Source organism: Flindersiella endophytica, from assembly GCF_054779015.1.
Genome location: NZ_BAAGYY010000018.1, coordinates 121,668 through 143,120, shown reverse-complemented (window position 1 = coordinate 143,120; position 21,453 = coordinate 121,668). Strand labels below are relative to the sequence as shown.

At 68.1% G+C, this 21,453-nt stretch carries 21 protein-coding genes; 10 read left to right on the top strand and 11 right to left on the bottom strand.

What is annotated here, in order from left to right; translation table 11 throughout:
- Nucleotides 1-79: 79 nt before the first annotated feature.
- From ACYVF6_RS19755 to ACYVF6_RS19745, 3 genes are read left to right on the top strand one after another with little or no spacing between them, the layout of a single operon-like run.
- Complete coding sequence (locus ACYVF6_RS19755) at nucleotides 80-1,804, top strand: periplasmic substrate-binding domain-containing protein (protein ID WP_460523365.1); 1,725 nt, start codon at nucleotides 80-82, stop codon at nucleotides 1,802-1,804.
- A gap of 9 nt (nucleotides 1,805-1,813) precedes the next feature.
- Nucleotides 1,814-2,206 carry a CPCC family cysteine-rich protein gene (locus ACYVF6_RS19750; RefSeq protein WP_460523363.1) on the top strand — a complete coding sequence of 131 codons (393 nt, stop codon included), beginning with the start codon at nucleotides 1,814-1,816 and terminating at the stop codon, nucleotides 2,204-2,206.
- Between the two features lie 48 nt (nucleotides 2,207-2,254).
- Nucleotides 2,255-2,665: a PPOX class F420-dependent oxidoreductase gene (locus tag ACYVF6_RS19745; RefSeq protein WP_460523361.1), complete on the top strand. Its 411-nt coding sequence runs from the start codon at nucleotides 2,255-2,257 to the stop codon at nucleotides 2,663-2,665.
- A gap of 7 nt (nucleotides 2,666-2,672) precedes the next feature.
- Here the strand turns inward: ACYVF6_RS19745 and ACYVF6_RS19740 are convergent, their stop codons facing one another.
- From ACYVF6_RS19740 to ACYVF6_RS19720, 5 genes are read right to left on the bottom strand one after another with little or no spacing between them, the layout of a single operon-like run.
- Nucleotides 2,673-2,867, bottom strand: a complete 195-nt coding sequence (locus ACYVF6_RS19740; protein WP_460523359.1) for a ferredoxin — start codon at nucleotides 2,865-2,867, stop codon at nucleotides 2,673-2,675.
- A gap of 12 nt (nucleotides 2,868-2,879) precedes the next feature.
- Nucleotides 2,880-4,100 carry a cytochrome P450 gene (locus ACYVF6_RS19735; protein ID WP_460523357.1) on the bottom strand — a complete coding sequence of 407 codons (1,221 nt, stop codon included), beginning with the start codon at nucleotides 4,098-4,100 and terminating at the stop codon, nucleotides 2,880-2,882.
- On the bottom strand, nucleotides 4,097-5,275 hold the full coding sequence (locus tag ACYVF6_RS19730; RefSeq protein WP_460523355.1) for an NAD(P)/FAD-dependent oxidoreductase: 1,179 nt from the start codon (nucleotides 5,273-5,275) through the stop codon (nucleotides 4,097-4,099). The genes ACYVF6_RS19735 and ACYVF6_RS19730 overlap by 4 nt, the downstream gene beginning before the upstream one ends.
- Nucleotides 5,272-5,928 (bottom strand): TetR/AcrR family transcriptional regulator, encoded by a 657-nt coding sequence (locus ACYVF6_RS19725; RefSeq protein WP_460523353.1) that lies wholly within the window; start codon nucleotides 5,926-5,928, stop codon nucleotides 5,272-5,274. The genes ACYVF6_RS19730 and ACYVF6_RS19725 overlap by 4 nt, the downstream gene beginning before the upstream one ends.
- 5 nt (nucleotides 5,929-5,933) lie before the next feature.
- Nucleotides 5,934-7,178, bottom strand: a complete 1,245-nt coding sequence (locus ACYVF6_RS19720; protein ID WP_460523351.1) for a cytochrome P450 family protein — start codon at nucleotides 7,176-7,178, stop codon at nucleotides 5,934-5,936.
- A 115-nt stretch (nucleotides 7,179-7,293) separates the two neighbouring features.
- Between ACYVF6_RS19720 and ACYVF6_RS19715 the strand changes: the two genes are divergently transcribed.
- Nucleotides 7,294-7,620 carry a hypothetical protein gene (locus ACYVF6_RS19715; RefSeq protein ID WP_460523349.1) on the top strand — a complete coding sequence of 109 codons (327 nt, stop codon included), beginning with the start codon at nucleotides 7,294-7,296 and terminating at the stop codon, nucleotides 7,618-7,620.
- Nucleotides 7,621-7,770: 150 nt separating this feature from the next.
- Here ACYVF6_RS19715 and ACYVF6_RS19710 read toward each other — a convergent pair whose 3' ends face one another.
- Nucleotides 7,771-8,484, bottom strand: a complete 714-nt coding sequence (locus ACYVF6_RS19710) for a GNAT family N-acetyltransferase (protein WP_460523347.1) — start codon at nucleotides 8,482-8,484, stop codon at nucleotides 7,771-7,773.
- Nucleotides 8,485-8,502: 18 nt separating this feature from the next.
- On the opposite strand from ACYVF6_RS19710, the gene ACYVF6_RS19705 reads away from it, so the two are divergent.
- On the top strand, nucleotides 8,503-9,387 hold the full coding sequence (locus ACYVF6_RS19705; protein WP_460523345.1) for a P-loop nucleotide/nucleoside kinase family protein: 885 nt from the start codon (nucleotides 8,503-8,505) through the stop codon (nucleotides 9,385-9,387).
- Between the two features lie 4 nt (nucleotides 9,388-9,391).
- Here the strand turns inward: ACYVF6_RS19705 and ACYVF6_RS19700 are convergent, their stop codons facing one another.
- Nucleotides 9,392-12,079 carry an ATP-binding protein gene (locus ACYVF6_RS19700; protein WP_460523343.1) on the bottom strand — a complete coding sequence of 896 codons (2,688 nt, stop codon included), beginning with the start codon at nucleotides 12,077-12,079 and terminating at the stop codon, nucleotides 9,392-9,394.
- Between the two features lie 120 nt (nucleotides 12,080-12,199).
- Here ACYVF6_RS19700 and ACYVF6_RS19695 point away from each other — a divergent pair, with 120 nt between their 5' ends.
- The 3 genes from ACYVF6_RS19695 (at nucleotide 12,200) to ACYVF6_RS19685 (ending at nucleotide 14,858) form a co-directional block, all read left to right on the top strand.
- On the top strand, nucleotides 12,200-13,804 hold the full coding sequence (locus ACYVF6_RS19695) for an MFS transporter (RefSeq protein WP_460523341.1): 1,605 nt from the start codon (nucleotides 12,200-12,202) through the stop codon (nucleotides 13,802-13,804).
- Between the two features lie 62 nt (nucleotides 13,805-13,866).
- Complete coding sequence (locus ACYVF6_RS19690; RefSeq protein ID WP_460523339.1) at nucleotides 13,867-14,262, top strand: VOC family protein; 396 nt, start codon at nucleotides 13,867-13,869, stop codon at nucleotides 14,260-14,262.
- Nucleotides 14,259-14,858: a dihydrofolate reductase family protein gene (locus ACYVF6_RS19685; protein WP_460523337.1), complete on the top strand. Its 600-nt coding sequence runs from the start codon at nucleotides 14,259-14,261 to the stop codon at nucleotides 14,856-14,858. The genes ACYVF6_RS19690 and ACYVF6_RS19685 overlap by 4 nt, the downstream gene beginning before the upstream one ends.
- A gap of 90 nt (nucleotides 14,859-14,948) precedes the next feature.
- Here ACYVF6_RS19685 and ACYVF6_RS19680 read toward each other — a convergent pair whose 3' ends face one another.
- From ACYVF6_RS19680 to ACYVF6_RS19665, 4 genes are read right to left on the bottom strand one after another with little or no spacing between them, the layout of a single operon-like run.
- The gene (locus ACYVF6_RS19680; RefSeq protein ID WP_460523335.1) at nucleotides 14,949-15,641 is read right to left on the bottom strand and encodes a hypothetical protein; all 693 of its coding nucleotides are present in this window, start codon (nucleotides 15,639-15,641) and stop codon (nucleotides 14,949-14,951) included.
- 5 nt (nucleotides 15,642-15,646) lie between these two features.
- Nucleotides 15,647-17,299: an ABC transporter substrate-binding protein gene (locus ACYVF6_RS19675; protein ID WP_460523333.1), complete on the bottom strand. Its 1,653-nt coding sequence runs from the start codon at nucleotides 17,297-17,299 to the stop codon at nucleotides 15,647-15,649.
- Between the two features lie 14 nt (nucleotides 17,300-17,313).
- Entirely contained in the window at nucleotides 17,314-18,186 is an 873-nt protein-coding gene (locus ACYVF6_RS19670) for a carbohydrate ABC transporter permease (protein ID WP_460523331.1), read from the bottom strand.
- Nucleotides 18,180-19,184, bottom strand: a complete 1,005-nt coding sequence (locus tag ACYVF6_RS19665; protein ID WP_460523329.1) for an ABC transporter permease — start codon at nucleotides 19,182-19,184, stop codon at nucleotides 18,180-18,182. Before ACYVF6_RS19665 ends, ACYVF6_RS19670 begins: the two co-directional genes overlap by 7 nt.
- A gap of 194 nt (nucleotides 19,185-19,378) precedes the next feature.
- Here ACYVF6_RS19665 and ACYVF6_RS19660 point away from each other — a divergent pair, with 194 nt between their 5' ends.
- Nucleotides 19,379-20,461: a LacI family DNA-binding transcriptional regulator gene (locus tag ACYVF6_RS19660; RefSeq protein WP_460523327.1), complete on the top strand. Its 1,083-nt coding sequence runs from the start codon at nucleotides 19,379-19,381 to the stop codon at nucleotides 20,459-20,461.
- A gap of 80 nt (nucleotides 20,462-20,541) precedes the next feature.
- Entirely contained in the window at nucleotides 20,542-21,444 is a 903-nt protein-coding gene (locus tag ACYVF6_RS19655; protein ID WP_460523325.1) for an ABC transporter substrate-binding protein, read from the top strand.
- The last annotated feature ends 9 nt before the right edge of the window (nucleotides 21,445-21,453 follow it).

Here is a 21,453-nt window from a genome sequence, read left to right as displayed (position 1 = left end):
TGTCCGTGGCTCCTTTCGTTAGTGTCACGCGGAACCAGCTTGGAGTGATCCAGTGCGGTCGAGAAGGCTCGGCACCTTGATGACGCTGTTGGCGGCGGCCGCCCTGATGACGGCCGCCGCGTGTATGGGTCCGGGCGGGTCGGGTGCGCAGGACACCCCGAGCCCGAAGCCCACCCGGACGGTCGCGGCGGTCGGCGCGCAGGATCCGAAGGCGGCCGCGCCGGCGGCAGAGGTTCCGGGCGCGATCCAGGGCGGCACGATCACGGTGTCGAGTGGCACGTCGCCCAACACGCTGGACCCGACCCGGGCCTCGTCTCCGCAGGCCAGGGCAATCCTCAACCTCGTGACCCGCGGGCTGACGCAGTACCAGTGGCGGGCCGGCAAGCCGGTGCTGGTGCCCGACCTCGCGGTCGACCTGGGCAAGCCGAACCAGGACTTCACCAAGTGGACGTACCGCCTGCGCGACGGGCTGCTCTACAACGACGGCACCCCGGTCAAGGCGGCCGACGTCGCGTGGGCGATCAAGCGGCAGCTGGCCGGCGCCGAGCTGCCGGGCGGCCCGCCGTACGGCGCGCAGCTCTACGCCGGTGGCGACAAGTACGAAGGGCCGTGGAAGAGCGGCAAGACGTTCGACGGCGTGTCGACGCCGGACGACAGGACCGTGGTGATCAACCTGCGGAAGCCGTTCGCGGACTTCCCGTACTTCGCGGCGCTGCCGGCGTTCACGCCGATCCCGGAGGACAAGGACACCAAGGCGGGGTACGCCGGGAAGCCGCTGGCGACCGGGCCGTACAAGTTCGAGAAGTACGTGCCGGGCAACGTGCTGGTGCTGACCCGCAACGAGGAGTGGGACCCGGCGACCGACCCGGCGCGGCACCAGTACGTCGACCGGTGGATCTTCAGGTTCGGGCAGAGCGCGCGGACGGTGCAGCAGCGGGTGATCGAGGACAAGGAGAACTACCAGGACACGATCGTCCCCGACCCCGTTCCGGCGGCGCTGCTCGACTCGGTGTCCGAGGCGGGCGCCACCCAGCGGCTGCTGACGGGGGACAGCCCGTGCGCGCGGTTCGCCTACCTGGACACGCGGCAGATCCCGCTCCAGGTGCGCAAGGCGCTGGCCGCGGCCTGGCCGATCGACGTGGTCAACCAGGTGGAAGGCAACGTCGAGGGCAAGAACTGGACGCCGGCGACGTCGCTGCTGCCCGCGAGCACGCCGGGCCGCGAGAAGTACGACGCCTTCGGCACCGGCGGCAAGGGCCCGGGAAAGCTGACCGAGGCGAAGGCGATGCTCGCGGAAGGGGACGAAGCCGAGTTCGAGCTGATGTACTACTACGGCGACACCAAGGCCGCCGACACGGCCGACGACGCGCTGCTGGCCGAGCTGGAGAAGGCCGGCTTCACGGTCGACTCGAAGGCGCGCAAGGACCCGGTGGAGTCGGGCGCCGACCCGGAGGCCGAGATCAACCTGCGCCAGGCCCTGACCTGCCTCGACTGGCCGACAGCGAGCTCGGCGTTCCTGAAGTCGTGGTACCCGCCGGCCAACCAGAGTGAGCGGGTCGTCAACCCGTCGTTCCTGGAGGATCCGCAGCTGACCAAGGACATCGACCGGATCGCGGGCCTGCGGATGGAGAAGGCCGCGCCCGAGTGGGGCAAGCTCGACCGGCAGCTGATGGAGAAGCAGGTACCGGCCGTGCCGCTGGGCGAGCCGAAGGCGATGGCGCTGTACGGCTCCAAGGTCGGCAACGCCCACCTCGACCTGGTGCGCGGCATGCCGGACTACTCCTCGATGTACCTCAAGGAGTGAGGGAGCTCGATGGTCGCCACGTCGTCGCCATGTCCGTGCTGCGGATACCTCGTCCATGACGAGGGCCCCGGCTCGTATCTGATCTGCCCGATCTGCTTCTGGGAAGACGATCTCGTGCAGTTGCGCTGGCCGCGGTACGCCGGCGGAGCAAACAAGGCGTCGCTCGTCGAGGCGCAACGCACGTACGCGAGGCTCGGCGCCTGCGAGGAACGACTCCTCGACGCGGTCCGACCGCCTGGCCCGGGCGACGTGCGGGACGAAGGCTTCCGTCCGATCGACGATCGCGACGACTTCGAGGCGACGTCACGGCAGGGGACGCCTTGGCCCGAGGACCCGTCCGTTCTCTACTGGTGGCGTAACACCTTCTGGCGCCGCGGGCGATGCCAGCGCCCGCGGTACTAGGACCAAAGTCGCATGGACCTGCGCCGGCGATGGGTACAGGATGTCGCCATGCCTCTCGACCACGCTCACCTCCACTACGTCACCAGCCACACCGTCGGCCGGCTGGCCACCGTGAGCCCGAACGGCACGCCGCAGAACAAGCCGGTCGGCTATCGCTACAACGCCCGGCTGGGCACGATCGACATCGCCGGGTACGACATGGAGGACTCGGCCAAGTACCGCAACATCAGAGTCAATCCAGAGGTCGCGTTCGTCATCGACGATGCCGTCGGAGAGGGCCCGGAAGGCGTGCGTTTCCTGGAGGTTCGTGGCGTCGCCGAGCCGGCGGTCGACAGCTCGTTCCAGGTCCACGGTGACAGCTCACACATCATCCGGATCCATCCGCGGCGGGTCGTCAGCTGGAACATCGATCCGGACAGCCCGGGCGCACGCACCCAGAACCTCGCGCCCGCGGAGTGAGCGTCTCCTACTCCTCCACGGTGATCGCGAGGGCGGGGCAGAGGGTCGCGGCGGTGCGCACTCCCTCCGCCTGATCGGCGGGTGGCTCCGAGGTGAGCAACACCGCGATGCCGTCCTCGTCGCGCTGGTCGAAGACGTCCAGGGCGGCCATGACGCACTGGCCGGAGGCTACGCACTTGTCCTGGTCGAGGTGCACTTTCATGTCAGGTCTCCTTCACCACGTGACCGGGAGCTCGTACACGCCGTAGACCGAGCCGTCGTGCTTGAACGGGATCTCGTCCACCGAGGCCGCCAGCCGCAGCGTCGGGATCCGGCGGTAGAGCGTGCTGTAGACGACCTGTAGCTCCATCCGCGCCAGCGGCTGCCCCAGGCACTGGTGCACCCCGAAGCCGAACGCCACATGGTGGCGCGCGTCGCGGGTCAGGTCCAGGTCGTCAGGTGATGAGAACACCGACGGGTCGCGGTTGCCGATGTCGTTGGCGAGGATGACGCCCTCACCCGCGCGCATCACCTGTCCTGCCAGCTCGACGTCCTCCAGCAGCACCCGCCGCCGGCCGCTGTGCGTGATGTGGAGGTAGCGCAGCAACTCCTCGACGGCGCCCGCGACCAGCGTGGGATCGGCGGACGACGACCGCAGCAGCTCGAGTTGCGACGGATGCTCCAGCAGCGCCAGCGTTCCCAGCGCGATCATGTTGGCCGTCGTCTCGTGCCCGGCGATCAGCAGGAGTACGCCCATCTGGGCCGCGTCCTGCCGGGTCAGCTCGCCGGCGTTGATCCGCTCGGCCAGCCCGGACAGCAGGTCGTCCGACGGTGCCGCCAGCTTCGACCCCATCAGCTCGTCCAGGTAGCCGTTCAGCGCCTGCATCGCCACCATCCGCTCCTCGGGCGACGCCGACCGCCGGATGATGGTCTTGCTGTTGGCCTGGAAGAAGTCGTGGTCGGAGTACGGCACGCCGAGCAGCTCGCAGATCACCAGCGAAGGCAATGGCAGTGCGAAGGCCCCTACCAGGTCGACCGGCCGCGGCCCGGCCAGCAGCGCGTCGATCAGGTCGTCGCAGATCTTCTGTACGGTGGGCCGCATCGCCGCGATCCGCTTGACGGCAAAGGGTGCCGTCACCATCCGGCGTAGCCGCGCGTGCTCCGGGTCGTCCATCAGGATGAAGCCGATCGACGGCCGCCGGCGCTCACCCGACTCGTCGACCGGCCGCGGAACGCCGCTCGGATAGCCGGGGCGCGAGGCGTCGGAGCTGAGCCGCGGATCGGCGAGCAGCGCACGCTGGTCGGCGTATCGCGTCACCAGCCACGCGGTCGTCCCGTCGGGCAGGCTCACCTTGGCGAGCGGACCCTGCTCCTGCAACGCCTTCAGATCCGGCGGCGGGTCGAACGGGCAACGCTCGGCCCGGGTCATCGGATAGAGCGGTGTTTCTGCGGTCATGCCGAGCCTCCAACGAGATCGAGCTCCTGCCTGCGCAGGCGCGTCTGTTTGGGCATGTTCCACCCGAGTACGCCGGTCGTCCGTCCGCCTCGGCGGTAGCTCGCGACGAACCGATGGCTGGTGTGATCTCCCTCGACGACCGTCACCTCGGCGTCGGCGGGCAGCACGCCGTGCGCCTGGATCTTGACGTCGAACTGGTCGGTCCAGAAGTACGGGATCGGCGTGTACGCGAAGTCCTCGCCGAGCACGTTGGCCGCGACAACGAGCGCCTGCTCGGTCGCGTTCGTCCGATTCTCCAAGCGCAGCAGGGATCCGAGCCTGTCGTGGTGCCAGCGCGCGACGTCGCCGACGGCGTACACGCCAGGAGCCGCCCGGCAGTGCGAGTCGCAGACCACGCCGTTGTCGAGCCGCAGACCGCTGCCGGTCAGCCACTCGATCGCGGGCGCCGCACCCAGCGCGACCACCACCGCATCGGCCGGCAGCACGTCGCCACCGTCCAGCCGTACACCGTTCACCCGTCCGTCGACGCCGGTCAGGCCGGTGACCGCGCGACCCAGCCGCAGCGAAACTCCTTGCCTGACATGCAGGTCCGCCAGCAACCTGGCGACGAACGGGCCGAACTGGCTCGCCAGCGGTGCTTCCTGCGGCCCGGCCAGCGTCACCGAGAGGCCCATTCCGCGAGCGGTGGCGGCGACCTCCGCGCCGAGCACACCGTCGCCGACGACCACGAGCCGCGGTCCGGCCAGCAGGGAGGTACGCAGCGCCAGCGCGTCGTCCAGCGTACGCAGCACGTGTACGCCGGTGAGATTCTCCTGCCCTGGCAGGGATCGGGGCCGCAACCCGGTCGCGAGCACGATCGCGTCCGCGCGCAGCTCCCGCCCGGATGCCGTGTGCACCGTCCGCGCGGAGACGTCCAGCCAGACCGCCGGATCCCCGAGCCCGAACTCCGCCGAAAGGGCCGCCAGCATCGCCTCCGGCCGCAGCCGCGCCCGATCGGGCTCCCAGGCACCGCTCAGCACCTGCTTCGACAGCGGCGGCCGGTCGTACGGCAGGTGCGGCTCGGCGCCGAGCACGGTCAACCGGCCGGAGAAGCCCTTACGGCGTAGGGCTTCCGCGGTCGTGAGTCCAGCGGCGGAAGCGCCGACGATCAGTACGCTCGACGGGTGGAGGCTCATCCGGTGACCGGCGCCATCCACAGTCCGACGAGCGCGTCGATCAGGCCTGTCGCCGCCTCCTGCCAGTTGGCTCGTGGCGTCGCGGCGCCGACGGCGAGCGCCCGCTCGCGTTCGGCGATCATGTGCACCATCAGCTGGCGAGCCATGTCGCCGCGCTCTGCCCTTACCTGCAAGGGCATCTCGGGCAGGCAGTCGTTCAGACCGTCGAGGATCCGCAGCAGCGTGGGCGAGGCGAGGCTCTCCTCGACGATGATGTCGCGCAGCACCGGATCGGTCATCACCTGCGCGCCGAACCGCGCATACCACGACGGGCTTCCCAAGCCGGCCAGGTGTTCGGCAATCGGCCGGATCAGGCAGGCCACCCAGTCGCGTACCTCCGACGAGTCGCCGATCTCGGCGAGCATCCGCAGGCGCAGCTGCTCGACCGGCTCGGCGTGCTTGCGTACGATCGCGCGCACCAGGTCGGTCTTGGTGCCGAAGTGGTAACCCACGGCGGTGTTGTTGCCCTGTCCGGCGGCCTCGCTGACCTGCCGGTTGGAGACCGCGAACACCCCGTGCTCGGCGAACAGCCGCTCGGCGGCCACCAGGATCGCCTCGCGGGTCGCGTTGGCCCGGTCGGCGCGTAACGTCGTCTTGCCCGCTGTGTCTGCCACGCTCGTCACCACGTCACCGGAACTTCGGAGAGGCCGCCGACGACGAGCCCTTCCACGCGGCGCAGCTCCCCGGCCGGTACGGCGAGATCGAGCGTCGGCAGCTTGCGCAGCAGCACGTCGAGCACCGCTTGCAGCTCCGTACGTGCCAGCGGCTGCCCGAGACACGAGTGCGCTCCGGCGCCGAACGTCAAGTGTGGGTTGGGATGCCGGGTCAGGTTCATCTCGCCGGCGGCGTCGAACGCCGTGGAGTCGCGGTTGGCGGCGGCCATGTCGCACAGCACGGTCGTGCCCGCGGGCACCAGCACGTCGCCGACCTCGACGTCCTCACTGATGTAGCGCGGCAGGCCGAAGCCGAGGTTCGCGTCGTACCGCAGCGCCTCCTCGACGGCCGTCCGGACCAGCGAACGATCGGCCAGCAACTGCTCCCACCGCGTGCGGTCGGACAGCAGCATGCCGACCAGCTTGCCGATCATGTTGGCGGTGGTCTCGTGGCCGGCGACGAGCAGGCCCATGCCGGTGGCGACGAGGGTCCGGTCCGACATGTAGGTGCCCGCGGCGTCAGGCGTGGTGATCAGCTCGCTGAGCAGGTCCTCGCCGGGCTCGGCGCGCTTGGCGGCGATGTGGGCGGCCATGTACGCCACGAACTCGTGCTGCGCGGCCCTGGTCTCGTCCTCGGTGTATCGCGTGAGGTTGAGCAGCGAGTCGGACCAGTAGGAGAACCTGTCGCGATCGGAGTCGGGCACGCCGAGCATCGTGCAGATCACCCACACCGGCAGCGGAAAGCCCAAGCCGGCCTTGAGATCTGCCGGCTGGCCGCGTTCGATCATCTCGTCGATCAGCTGCTCGGCCATCGCCTCGATGCGCGGGCGCAGCGCGGCCATCCGCCGGGCCGTGAACCACTTGGTGATCATCCGCCGCCACCGCAGGTGGCCTTCGGTGTCGTGCGGGATGGCGGACGACATGTCGCTGTTGAACAGCCCGCCGGACTCGGTGTCGGTGAGCCGGGCGGCGTCGTCGGCGTCGAGCCGTCGGCTGAACCGCGGGTCGGAGAGCACCTGGCGGACGTCGGCGTAGCGGGTGAGCAGGGCGGCCTCGTCGCCGCTGGGCAACCGCACCTTGGCGACCGGGCAGCGGTCGCGCAGCTCGGACCACTCGGCGGGCGGTTCGAGCGCCGCCGGCCTGGCGAGCGGGTAGCTGAGTGCGTCCCCGGCCTGGCCCGCCTCGGTCCGCACATCCTCGGTCTGGCTCACGCTGTCTCCTCGGGCTTGGCTGGCTCTGCTGGCTCGTCGCTCCACTCGGCATCAGCAAAGCAGAGCTGATAGCTTAAGTCAATCAACTGACTTAATTCCGCAGGGAGGGATTTCGATGTCCGAGGCGGCCGCCGAGCCTGACGGCCTCGGGCAGAACATGCTGGCGGTGGGGTTGGTGCTGGCGCCGTCGGGCCTGGTGATGATGGCGATGGCGCCGCTGTCGGCCCGGATCACCAACGCCCGCGGGCCCAAGACCAGGCTGATGCTGGGCGCCGCGGTCGTGGCGGCCGGCTACGCGTTGAGCATCCTCGACCTCCAGCGCGGTTGCCGGGGTGGTGCTGGCCCAGCTGACCGTCTCGTTCGCGGGGGCGGTGGTGCCGTCGCAGGCCGGCTTCCAGCTGGTGATGGCGATGGGCGCGGCCGCGGCAAAGAAAATTCTTGAACCTCAATCACAGAAGGTTAACTACAGCGAAACCCGCAGCCAAAGAACGTGGTCCGGTAGGCCTGCTCAAGGGGCACCTACCGCAACCATCAAATCTCGTTAACACCAAGCCACAGCGAACCCGCGGCCAAAGAACCAGGTCGCACCTGATCAGCGTCGGTACGCGAAGCTGACGTACCGCCGCCGCAACGTGAAACCCACGGACTCCGCGGTGCGGTACGACCCGACGTTGTCGTCGTTGCAGTGCCAACCGACCTGCGTCAGCCCGCGGTCATACGCAGCGGCGACGGCCGCCGCGGCGACCTGAGCCGCCAGACCGCGGCGCCGATGGTCCTCTGCTGTATGGATCCCGATCTCGGCCCGATCGGCGACGACGCAATCGGCCAGGCTCCAGCCCGCGACGACCTCGCCCTGCAGAGCTGCCACGCCGAATCCGCCGGCGAGGAACGCGGGCTCGCCACCCCAGTTCGACTCGATCCAACCCCGGACGTGGCCGGGAACGAACTGCTGTCGCAGCAGCCCGCTGTCGATCGGAGCGATTCGATATCCGGGCGGTAGGTCCGGCCGGGGCCGAACCCGCCCGCCCCGGTGGACGTAGTACCGCCGCCGCACCAGGATCCCGACCAGCCCGGGCAAGAGCTCGGGCGCCACAGACAGCCAGCCATCGTGGTCGAACGACAGCACCAGATCTCCGTCACGTTCGGGCACGAACGTCGCAGCCAGGTGCCGGCGCAGATCTGCGACGAAGCGAGCGTTCGCAGGGTCACCACCGACGAAGTTGCCCTCCGGCGAGTGTAGGAAAACCGCTCCCGGCCGCCCACCATCGTCGACGAACACAGCGCCCGGCATCGCCCCCGCAAGCACCGCCGCGACGCTCAACTGATGATCGAGCCCAGCGAGCAAGCCGGCGACCCCGGCATCCGCGGTCACCTCGAGCCGGATGAACAAAGAAGGTCCTCCCGTCGGCGAAGGAAAAGAGAGCGCGGGCAGAAAATTCTTGAACCTCAATCACAGAAGGTTAACTACAGCGAACCCGCAGACGAAAACGTTGGCACGGTAGGCCTGCTCAAGGGGCACCTACGCCAGCCACCCTATTTCGTTAACACCAAGCCACAACGAACCCGCAGCCAAAGAAACAACGCTAACCACTCAGCAACCACCGTCCGTACCGCAACCTACCCCCACGACAAGCCCCAGAACGGGGCAGAACCGCGCCCCAGTACGGAGCCTCGACCGAACCATGCCACCGATTCGCGCCGCCACTGGCTATCGTTTGCCGCGATGCTGTTCCAGATCGACGGCCTGTCCGGGACGGGCAAGACGACGCTGTGCGCCGAGCTGTCCCGCCGGGGCCTGCGCGCAATCGACGCCGACGCCGTGTTCGCGTACGTCGGCGATCCGGTGACCGGCCGGCCGAGCGAGGTCGACATCCGCGCGAACTGGATCTGGGACGGGCAGAAGCTGCGGGCGTTCGCCGCCGGTCTTCGGACCGGCCCGGTGTTCGTCTGCGGCGGAGCGATGAACCAGGATCAGTTCGCGGATCTGTTCACGAAGCGGTTCACGTTGCGCATCGACAGCGAAACGATGCGACACAGGCTGCTCACACGCACCAACAACGACTTCGGCAAGGATCCCGCTGAGCTCGCCGAGCAACTCGAACTGAACGCGCGGGTGGTCGAGGACGCGGAGCGCACCGGCTGCATCGTCGTCGATGCCACGAGGCCCGTCGAAGAGGTCGCTGACGAGATCGTACGGATGGCGAGCTGACCCGTCAGCGGAGCACTTTGCTGAGCTCGGCGCGGGAACGGATGTCGAGCTTCGGATAGACCTTGTACAGGTGGTACGCAACGGTGCGTGGGCTGAGGAAGAGTTGCGCCGCGATGTCGCGGTTGGACAGGCCGGCCGCCGCGAGCTCGGCGATCTGGAGTTCCTGCGGTGTCAGCCGGCTCGCCTTGGCCGGCGCCGCACGCTGCTGACGAGAGCCGCCGATCGCGGCCAGTTCACCCGTTGCACGCTCTGCCCAGGGCCGAGCGCCCAGGTGGTCGAACAGGCGGCGTGCGACGTCCAGGTGCTCGCGGGCTTCGGCCCTGCGTCGGGCGCGGCGTAGCCATTCGCCGTAGAGCAAGGTGGTCCGGGCGCGATCGAAGGGTCGTTCGTCGACCGGGTGACGGGCCAGTGCCCGGACGTACAGATCCTCCGCCGAGTCGTCGGTCGAAAGCAGGGCTTGGCACCGCAGCACCAAGGCGTCGGTCCACGGCTCGGCCATGACCGCCGCCCAGCTTTCGCAGCGCTGCATCGCCTCGGCTGCCTCGTCGGCCCGGCCGGTTCGCACAGCGACTTCGACGAAGTCGGGCACGCTGCGCTGGACGACGGACAGGTGCCGGATCGGTCCTCGTTGCACGCCGGCGAGACGTTCGTACGCCTCGGCGATCCGTCCGAGTCCGAGATCGAGCAGGCCGAGAGCCGCGCCGGCATGGGTGCCCGTCGCGCGCTCGTCACCCAGCGAACCCGGCCCGGAGCCTGCCAGCTCGAGACAACGCGCCTCATCACCCTGGATCGCGGCCAGGTAGGCCAACGCGGAGCTCGCGTACGCGGCCCAGAGCTGTTGACCGGTGTCTCGGCCCAGCGTGACCGCTTCGGTGCCGCTGATCAGCGCGTCCTGGTACCGACCGAGAAAGACCTGGCTCAGGCTGAGTTGGGCAAGTGCCGGTGGGAGCACCGCGACCGCGCCTCGTTCGCGGGCACTCTGGATGAGCTCCGTGGCGATCTCCGACGATGTCCTGTCCCGATTCACCATCACCGCGAAGCTCATCACCTCGGCCAGAGCCTCGGGGCCGTGTTCCCTGGCCACGCAGGCGGCGCGGAGGAGCAGCGGGTCCAGGTCGGGGTAGCCGCGCGGGTCGGTCGCGAGGGCGGCCACCGCAGTCCATTTCGCGAGCCACGCAACGGCATCCAGTGCCGTGCCCGCGGGCGCCAGTGAAGCAAGGTGATCGACGGCGGCGACCAGCTTGTCCGGATCGGTTGGCATCGACCAGACCGCGTGTACGGCGCTCAATCCCAGCCAGAACGCACGCTCCCCGTCAGCCGTGGCCATCGCGTCGCTGGCCGCCAGCAGGTGGCCATAGGACTCGTGCAGGTCACGCGCCGCGAACTCGGCCCGGCCGGCGACCTCGAGCAACCGCGCACGCTGCAACGGGTCGCCGGTCGTCGGAAGGGTCTGCAGCGCCGTCACCCTGGCCCATTCGATCCTGCCCGCGTCGACAGCCGCTTCGGCCGCGTCGGTCATGCGGCGTAGCGAATCGGCCGCCTCGGTCGAAAGCTCCGCCGCCCTGCTGAATGCGGACGATGCCGCGCCGTGGGCACCCCGGGCCGTCGCCCGCCTGCCCGCCTGCTCCAGCGCGTCGGCGATCGCGTCGTCGCGTCCGATCGTCGCTGCGGCGAGATGCCAGACGCGCCGATCCTCGTTGCCGGCGACCGCGGCAAGGACGCGATGAGACTCCAGCCGATCGGCCAGTGCGGCACCGTGATACGCGGCGGACCGCAACAGCGGATGCCGGAAGATCAGCGCGCCCTGCGTCACCCGAACCAGTCCCGCCTCCTCTGCCGCGGTCAGATCGGTGAGGGACGTACCGACCGCCGGAGCCGCCCGGTAGATGGTCGCGAGATCACCGGTGTCGTCGGCCGCCGCGAGGGTCAGGAACCTGCGTGTGCCGGGCGAGAGCGCTTCGAGTTGACGACCGAACGCCTGCGCCAGGCGATCGGTCAGGTGTACCGGGCCGTCGTACGACATCGGGCCCGCGGCCGCCAGTTCGCGCAGCGCCAACGGGTTGCCCTCGGTCGATGCGACCAGCTCGGTCCGGGTGGCGCCCGCGAAACCAAGATCATCGAGCAGCAGCGCGGCCTCGTCGGCCGGTAGGCCGGCGAGCGCGATCTCCGGGAGGCCGGCCGCATCCGGCGCACCAGGCTCGTCCCGGGTGGCGATGAGTACGCCAACGGCCTCGCGCCCCAGCCTGCGCGCGGCGAACATCCACGCGTCCAGCGATGCTCGGTCGAGCCAGTGCGCGTCATCGATCAGAACCAGCAGCGACGACGCTTCGGACGCCTCGGCCAGCAGCGACAACACCGCGGCGCCGATCATGAACCGGTCCCGCGCGGCCTCACCCAGCCCGAACGCACCGGACAACGCCCGGCGCTGCGGTTCGGCCAGCGCCGGAAGATGATCGAGGATCGGCCGGAGCGCCTGGTGCAGCCCGGCGAACGGCACCTGGCTCTCCGACTCATAGCCCGTGCATCGCAGGAGGCGGACGTCGTCGTCGACCGTGTCGAGGGCGTACTCCAGCAGGGCGGTCTTCCCGATCCCGGGCTCTCCGCGCAACAGCAGGACCCCACTCACGCCGTGCCGGACATGTGCCAGAAGGGTGTCGATGGCAGCACACTCAACCTGCCGGCCGCGGAGCATGCTGGCCAGACTACCGGCCTACTGGTTGTGCGAATGCTGATCCAGTTACTGATTCAGCTACCGGTCGATCTCCCTACCGTCGAAGCACCACCCACCATTCGACGACTGGAGCAGATCGTGATGACTGGAAGTACGAGACACGGCGCCGGGTGGCGGGAATGGGTTGGGCTGGCTGTGCTCGGCCTGCCCACCTTTCTCGTCACGATGGATTTCTCCGTGCTCTACCTGGCGGTGCCGCATCTGTCCGCCGACCTTGCGCCGAGCGGCGTTCAGCAGCTCTGGATCGTGGACATCTATGGCTTCCTGATCGCGGGCCTCCTGGTCACGATGGGCACCATCGGTGACCGGATCGGGCGGAGGAAGCTGTTGCTCGCCGGCGCCGCGGCGTTCGGCGTCGCCTCGCTCGCGGCGGCGTTCTCGACAAGTCCGGGGATGCTGATCGCCAGCCGTGCGTTGCTCGGCGTGGCGGGTGCCGCGGTGACACCGTCGGTCCTGGCTCTGGTCACCGGCATGTTCACCGACCAGAGGCAACGCGGCCGGGCGCTGGCCATCTATCTGGCCTGCTTCATGGGCGGTGGGACGCTCGGCCCGCTCGTCGGTGGCGTCCTGCTGGAGTACTTCTGGTGGGGTTCGGTCTTCTTGGTGTCGGTGCCGGGGATCGTGCTGCTGCTGGTGTTCGGCCCGTTCCTGCTCCCCGAGCAGAGGACACCTCAGCCCGGCAAGCTCGATCCGGTCAGCGTCTTGCTGTCTCTCGTGATGATCCTGTCGTTCGTCTACGGACTCAAGGAGCTGGCTCGCCACGGCTGGGCGTGGTTGCCCGCAGCCCTGCTTGTGTTCGGCATCGCGCTGGCGCTGGTGTTCGTCCGGCGGCAGCGACGCCTGGAGTACCCGCTGCTCGACCTGCGCATGTTCGGCAACCGGACGTTCGGCTCCGCGCTGACGCTGATGTTCGTGACCGCCGTGGTGGGTGCCGGCACCCTCCTGCTCGTCACGCTGTACCTGCAGAACGTCACCGGCCTCACCCCGCTGGCTGCCGGGCTGCTCCTGCTGGTCCCCAACGTGCTGATGATCATCGGCAACCTGGCTACTCCTCCGGTGGCGAACCGGATCCCTCCGGCGTACCTGATCACGGGTGGGCTGATCGTCGCGGGTGCCGGCTACCTGATCTTCACGCTGGCCGGCTCGACGTCCGGCCCCCAGCCGATCTTCGTCGCGATGTGTGTCGTCATGCTCGGCACCGCGCCGCTCGCCGCGCTCTGCAACCACCTCGCGATGGGGGCCGTGCCGAAGGAGAAGGCTGGTTCCGGCGCGTCGATCGTGCAGACGGCCGCCGAGTTCGGGATCGGGTTCGGCATCGCGACGCTCGCCACGCTCGGTACGGCGGTGTACCGCGGCAACGTGGAGGCTGGTCTCGGCGCGGTTCCACCCGACGCGGCGGACGCTGCCCGGGAAAGCATCGACCGCGCGGTCGACGCGGCCGGCCACCTACCCGTAGAGCAGAGCGAAGGCCTGCTGGCCGCGGCCCGCGACGCGTTCACCTCCGGCGTGCACATGGTTGGCGTCGTCAGCGCCGTCGTCTACGCCGGTCTTGCCGTTCTCGCCTTGCGGGCGTTCAGACAGGTGCGGAACTCGCAGGACGACGACACGACGAAGGATGCCGAGCCGCGGCCCGCGGCCGAGACGGCAGCGCCGGCCTCCGTGACCCGTGAGCACTCGTCGATCTGACTCGGTTCTGTCGAGGAGAAAGTCGAGGAGAAAGTCGAGGAGAAAGTCGAGGAGAAGAAGCCATGTCCCAACCCCAACCCGTCGTGCACTTCGAGATCGTCGGTGGCGACGCTGCCGCACTGCACACCTTCTACGCCCAGTTGTTCGGCTGGAAGATCGAACCCGGCGGTCCAGGCGGCTACGGCCTGGTCCAGCCGAGCGGGCCGGACGGGATCACCGGCGGCATCGGCTCCGGTGCCGGCGGCGACAGCCGGCACGTCACCGTCTACGTCGGGGTGCCCGATGTCGGCGCAGCTCTGGACAGAGCCGAGGAGTTGGGCGGCCACCGGCTGTTCGGCCCGGACATCGTGCCGGGCACCACCATCGAGTTGGGCCAGTTCACCGACCCCGAGGGTCATGTGATCGGCCTGACCAACGCGATCACACCCGATCAGAAGCAAGCAAGGAGATCACAATGACCGCTGTCTACACCTGGGACGTCTTCTGCAGCCTGGATGGCTTCGGCTCCTACAACGGCGACGGCGACTGGGGCGGCTACTGGGGCAAGCAGGGTCCCGAGTTTCTCGACCGCCGTCTCGCCTTGTACAGCGAGGAGCAGCGGATGGTTTTCGGGGCCAACACCTACAGGGAATCCGTGCAGCTGATGGACTCGAGCAGCGCGGAGTCCTTGGTGAACGACCCGGTGAACACCCAGCTGAGGAACCTGCCGACGACGGTAGTGTCCACGACGCTCGAAGGACCGCTCGCCTGGCCGACCGCGACCGTAGAGAGCGGTGACGCCCTCGATGTCGTGGCCCGGCTCAAGAAGGAGTCCGACATACCATTGCGCTCCCACGGCAGCCTGTCGATGAACCGGGCCTTGCTGGCCGCCGGTCTGGTGGACCGCCTCCAGGTGTCGGTCTTTCCCGTGATCACCGGTCAGACCGGAGACGGCCCGATCTTCCGGGGCGCGGCCGACTTCGACCTCGAACTGATCGAGACCCGGACACTCGACGGGCGCATCCAGGAGCTCATCTACCGGCCCACCTTGCACGGGCGGGACAAGGTCAGCTGAGGCGGATCAGCAGCACGCCGGCCGGCGCCAGCTCCAGTGGCCGGCCGGCGCGCAGCTCGCGGCCGCCGAGCAGGTGCTCCCGTACTGTGCTCAAGCCGTGAACCTCACCGTCGCGTCCTGGAGTACGGGTTTCGCGTTGTGCAGCAGGGCGAACGTGAACGGTGAGGCCAGGAGGACGAGCACCCAATCGGAGCCGAGACAGACCAGTGCACCCGCTGCGAGCAGCAACCCCAGCGCACCGATGGCCGCCATCGGCCGCGCTCCGAGGTAGTACAACGCCAGCCGCGTGATGTCGCGCGTCCGCAACGACAGCGTCGACGACAGCACGAGCGCGTGGCAGGCCCACACCAGCGCAGCACCGGCGATCGTCAACAGGACAAGGCCGTACGCGCGAGGAACGCCGGAAACGTCCAGGTTGGCCAGCGTGAACCCGATGCAGGTCAGCAGGGCCAACGCCGGCACCCACCAGCGCAGCACGTCCACGACGTTGAGCCGGTAGCCGCGCAGGAAGTGCCGAGCCGGCGACAGGTCACGGTCGGACAGGAACACCCGCCACGCGAACACAGCCGCCGACAACGCCGGCGCCACCGGCACGAAGCACAGACCGTACAGCGGCGCGTTGCTCGCGTCCCGCCCGACGAACAACAGCAGCACCAGCCCCGGCGCCATCGCAGCCACCAGCAGCAGTTCGACGACGAGCAGCCAGTAGACGACCGCCGCCGCGCGAGAAAGGAAACCAGTCCCGATCTCGGCGGCGGCGTCGGACTTTCGCGTTACGGACAAAGCGGTTACCCGTGCTTCTCCTGGTAACGCTGGTACGCCTTGTTCACCAGTTCGACGTACTGCGTCATGCCCTTGCCCTCGAGCTCCTTGACGTAGGCGTTCCACGTCGACAGGTCACGCTTGCCGAGAATGAACTGCAGCGTGTTCTGGTTCACGTGGTCCTGCAGCGGCGTCTCCCACAGCGTCGCCTGCTCGCGTTCGGTCTGGTCGAACGGGTGTGGCGGCGCCGGCGCCACGACCTGTTTGTTGGCGATCGCTTCCTGGAACGCGATCTCCTCCGGCGGGAACATGGAGTAGAGCAGCTCGGTCGAACCGCCGTAGGCGAACACGCCGCCCTGGAAACCGTAGTTCTTCTGCAGGTGCTTCGGAGCGCCGAGGTTGAGTCCGCTGAAGTCGATGTCCTTCTTCAGGATGCGCTTGCCCGAGGCGTCCTTGTCGTACGTGACGCCCTCGACGCCCCACTTGACGAACTCCTCGCCCTCGTCGGAGTACCACAGCCAGTCGATGAACTGCATCATCGCCACGAAGTCGTCGCGCTCGGCCGCCTTCGCGGAGATCATCAGGCCGTTCTCCAGCCGCGAGCCGGTCATGATGTCGCCCTTGGGGCCGGACGGCACGCGGATCTTCGCCACGGTCGCGCCCTTGACGCCCTTCAGACCGGGCAGGTAGTCGTTCGGGATGTTCTGCGCGTTGGTGCTGATCGCGAACGACTTGCCGGTGGTGAACTTCTTGATGGCCGCGTCGTCGTCCTGGGTGAAGCTCTCCGGGTCCATCAGCCCTTCGGCCACGAGCTTGTGGAAGTACTCCACGAGCTGCTTGTACTCCGGCATCGCGCCGGTGTACTCGAACTTCTTCGCCTTGGCGTTCCAGGTGGCGCCGCTGTAGCCCCAGCCCGCCGCCGTACCGAACGACTGGGCCGCGACGTTCAGCAGGCTGTTGGCCATGAAGCGATCCGACAGCGGGAAGCTGTTCGGGTGCGCCCGCTTGATGGCCTTCAGCACGGTGTAGAGGTCGTCCCAGCTCGCGGGCGCCGACAGGCCGAGCCGCTGCAGTTCGTCGGTGCGGAACGCCAGCGTGTAGTCCTGCCAGACCTCCTCGTGCAGGCCGGGAAGCAAGTAGTACTTGCCGTCCTCCTGGCGAAGGGTGTCGATGTCGGGCTCGAGCTTCCACCTCTTCACTTTGTCCTGATAGTTCGGCATCAGGTCGACGTAGTCGCTCACCGGCAGGATCGCGCCGGACGCGACGAACGGCTGTTCCTGCCCTGGGTAGGTCTTGGACACGATCAGCGGCATGTCACCCGAGCTCACCAGCAGGCTGCGCTTCTGCTCGTAGTCGCTCAGCGGTACGACGGTCGGGTTCAGCTTGACGTTCGTGCGCTTGGTGATCTCCGACCAGAGCATCCACTTCTTGTTGAGGGGGTAGTTCGGATGGTCGTTGTAGAGCAGGCTGAACTCCAGTGGCTTGGTCGCCTTGAACTGTGTGCCCACCTTGTACGAAGCCATCGCGCCGGTCTTCTTGGCGTCCAGCTTCTCAGAGCCGCTGCCTGTGGTGGATCCATCGTCGCTGCAGGCCGTCGTGCCGACGACGAGCAGCCCGGCCACCAACGCGAACAGCGCCCTGGAGGTCCGTCTCCCCTTGTGCATCTGGGTCCCACGCATCGTGTACTCCGCACTCATTGTTTGACCGCGCCGAGCATCACGCCCGACACGAAGTAGCGCTGGATGAAGGGATAAACGGCGAGGATGGGCAGCATGGTGAGCACCATCGTCACCGCCTTGATGCTGGAGGCGACCTGGGCCAGGTCGCCCTGTCCGGTGCCGACCGACGTGGCGCCGCTGGCGCCGGCGATCATGTTGCGGAGGTAGACGGTCACCGGAAACAGCTCGGACTTGTCGAAGTAGAGGAACGCGGCGAACCACGAGTTCCAGTTGGCGACCGCATAGAACAGGATCATCGTCGCGATCACGGCCTTCGACAGCGGCAGCACGATGCGCAGCAGGATCCCGTACGTCGTCAGGCCGTCGATGGCCGCGGCTTCCTCCAGGTCGTTCGGGATGTTCTCGAAGAACGCCTTCATCACGAGGAGGTTGAACACGCTGATCGCGTTCGGCAGCACGACGGCCCAGAGCGTGTTCTTCAGGCCGAGGCTCGTCACCAGCACGTAGTTGGGGATGAGCCCGCCGTTGAAGAACATCGTGAACACCGCGATGCCGATCAGCAGGCCGCGGCCCTTGAGGTGCCGCTTCGACAACACATAGGCGTACGACGTCGTGAGCACGATCGAGATGAACGTCGCGGTCGTTGTGTAGATGACGGTGTTGAGGTAGTTGCGCCAGAACATCGGATCGGACGCGACGACCTCGTACGTCCTCAGGTCGAAGCCGCGCGGGATCAGGTTGACCTGGCCGGTGCGGATGAACTGCTCGCTGCTGAACGACTGCGCGACGATGTTGAGGAACGGATACAGCGTGACGGCGACGACGCCGAGCAGGATCACCACGTTGACGACCCGGAAGATCTGGTAGCCGCGGGAGTCCTTCACCACAGGCTCGCTCCCACCACTCGGCGCGAGATCGCGTTCGCGGACATGATCAGCGTCAGGCCGATGAACGCCTCGAACAACCCGATGGCCGTCGCGTAGCTGAAGTTGTTCGACTCCAGGCCGACGCGGTAGAGATAGGTCGAGATGACGTCGGCGGTGTCGTAGGTCAGCGGGTTGTATAGCAGCAGGATCTTCTCGAAGCCGACGGCCATGAACGTGCCGATGTTGAGGATCAGCAGTGTCACGGTGACCGGAAGGATACTGGGCAGCGTGACGTGCCAGGTCTGCTGCCAGCGGTTGGCGCCGTCGATCCGCGCCGCCTCGTACAACTGCTCGTCGATCGTCGTGAGCGCCGCCAGGTAGAGGATCGTGCCCCAGCCGACGGTCTGCCAGACCTCGGACGAGACGTAGATCGTGCGGAACCAGTCGGCTTCCTGCATGAACGGGATCGCGCTGCCGCCCAGGGCTTTGACGATCTGGTTGACCGTGCCGTCGAGCGAGGTCAGCTGCAGGATCATGCCGGCGACGATGACGATCGACAGGAAGTGGGGGAGGTAGGAGACCGTTTGCACGAACCGTTTGAAGTAACGGGAGCGGACCTCGTTCAGCAGGAGCGCGAGAACGATCGGCAGCGGGAAGCAGAACAGCATCGTGAGAGCGCCGAGGATCAGCGTGTTGCCGAAGACCTTCCAGAACGTGGGGTCGGTGATGAACATCTCGACGTACCGCAGGCCCACCCACTGCTCGCCGAAGATGCTGCCGCCGGGCTGGAACCGGCGGAACGCGATGACGTTGCCGGCCATGGGGAGGTAGCGGAAGACCAGGAAGAACACCAGGGGGAGGATCACGAGCGTGTAGAGCCGCCAGTCGCGCCGGATCGCCTTGCGCCATGAGGTGGTGGCGCGCTTCGGCCGTTTCCGGCTGAGGGCACGGGCGCGGGCGCGCGGAGCTGCGGGCTCTGGCTCGAGGCCCACGGGTGGCTGCTCGATGCGTGTGCTCATGCCCCTCCCGAACCACCGGACGGAGTTTCGAAAATTTCGATACTTTTCCGATAGTGCGGCCCTGATGTTAAGAGTGCTCAAGCGGTGCGTCAACACCTAGCCGGTTCCGGAAGCCTTGGTGGACGGGAGCAATGGTTGGAAGGCAGGATGATCTGGAACCGAAACTTTCGGCCCATTGCGGATGGGAGCGCGCCATGAGTACGCCAGACGAGAACGGCTCGGCCGGACCTGGGATCGGCGCGGGTTCCGGTGCCGGTTCCGGGGCGAGTGCCGAACGCCCGGCGTCGATCGCGTCCATCGCCGCCGAAGCCGGCGTCTCGGTCCCGACCGTCTCCAAGGTCCTGAACGGGCGGCCAGATGTCGCCGCCCACACCAGGGCGCGGGTGGAAAGCGTGATCGAGCTACGCCAGTACCGCCGGCGCCGGGCGCGCAACTCCTCCCGTCCGGCCCTCATCGATCTGGTCTTCCACGAGCTGCACTCCGCCTGGGCCACCGAGATCATCAGCGGCGTGGAGGAGGCGGCGGCCGGCGAACGTGCGGCCGTGGTGCTGTCGGAGTTCCATGGGGCGCACCGGCCGCAGCGGGAGTGGTTCAGCGACCTGCTGGCGCGCCGCCCGCTGGGCGTGATCTTCGTACTGACGGAGCTGGACGGCGAGCAGCGCAAGCAACTGGCCGCGCGCAGCATCCCGTTCGTCGTCCTCGACACCGCGGGCGAACCTCCGCCGGACGTACCGACGGTGGGATCGGCCAACTGGGCGGGCGGCCTGGCCGCGACCCGTCACCTGCTGGCCCTCGGTCACACCCGGATCGCCGTAATTTCCGGCCCGACGACGATGCTCTGCAGCCGCGCCCGGGTGGACGGCTTCCGCACGGCGCTGGAGGCCGCCGAGGTCGCGGTCGATCCGGACTTCGTCCGCTACGGCGACTTCAACGTCAACGGCGGCTACGAACACGGGCTCGGCCTGCTCACCCGTCCCGGCCGGCCGACCGCCATCTTCGCCGGCTCGGACTTCCAGGCCCTGGGCGTGCTGCGGGCGGCCCGCGAGCTCGGCCTGCACGTTCCGGGAGACCTGTCGATCGTGGGCTACGACGACCTGCCGGTAGCCCAGTGGTTCGACCCACCCCTGACGACCGTCCGCCAACCCCTCCGCGAAATGGCGACGACGGCCGCCCGCATGGTCTTCACCCTCGCCAGGGGCGACTCACCCGCGAACGAACGAATCGACCTGGCCACCGAACTCGTGGTGCGGGGAAGCACCGGCGTGCCTGGCGTCTGAGCTCACCGCCCGTATTCTTGAGGCCGCGGTTTCCCCGCCCCAGGTTCGTCAATGCATCGCAAGCACAACACGGAGCAGGCATGCGCACACCCACGTTGATGTTCGGACTCGTCGTCCTCACGGCCGCCGGCCTGTTCGCCGCCTGTGCTCCGGAGGAGGACAACCGGACCGGGGCGTCGGCGCCGCCCGACAACTCGACGTCCGCGACCGCCTCGGCCGCCGACCCCGCGGCGTGCGCGAAGGACGGTCTGCAGACCCGCACCAAGGGCAAGCTCACCATCGCCACCGACCAGCCGGTCTACGAGCCGTGGTTCGTCGGTGACAAGCCGGACAACGGCAAGGGCTTCGAGTCGGCCGTCGCCTACGCCGTGGCCAAGGAGCTCGGCTTCGAGACCGGCGAGGTGACGTGGACGCGGGTGCGGTTCAACAACGCGATCCAGCCCGGTCCGAAGGACTTCGACTTCGACATCAACGAGTTCACGATCACCGACGAACGCAAGAAGGCCGTCGACTTCAGCTCGTCCTACTACGACGCGACGCAGGCCGTGATCGCGCTGAAGTCCGGCAAGCTGGGCGGCGCGAAGTCGATCGCCGACCTGAAGGACGGCGTGCTCGGCGCACAGGTCAACACGACCAGCTACGACGTCATCACCAACGTCGTCAAGCCCGGCAAGCAGCCGCAGGTGTTCCCCAGCAACGACAACGCCAAGCGGGCCTTGCAGAACGGCAGCATCGACGCGCTGGTCGTCGACCTGCCCACCGCGTTCTACATGACCGGCGCCGAGATCGAGAACTCCGTCATCATCGGGCAGGTCGAGCAGGTGGCGGGCGAGGCGGAGCAGTTCGGTCTCGTTCTCGACAAGGGATCGCCGCTCACGCCGTGCGTCACCAAGGCGGTCGACACACTGCGCTCGAAGGGCACGCTCGACCAGCTCGCGAAGCAGTGGCTGGCCGACGTGGCCGGCGCGCCCGTCCTGAAGTAAGACCGGCCG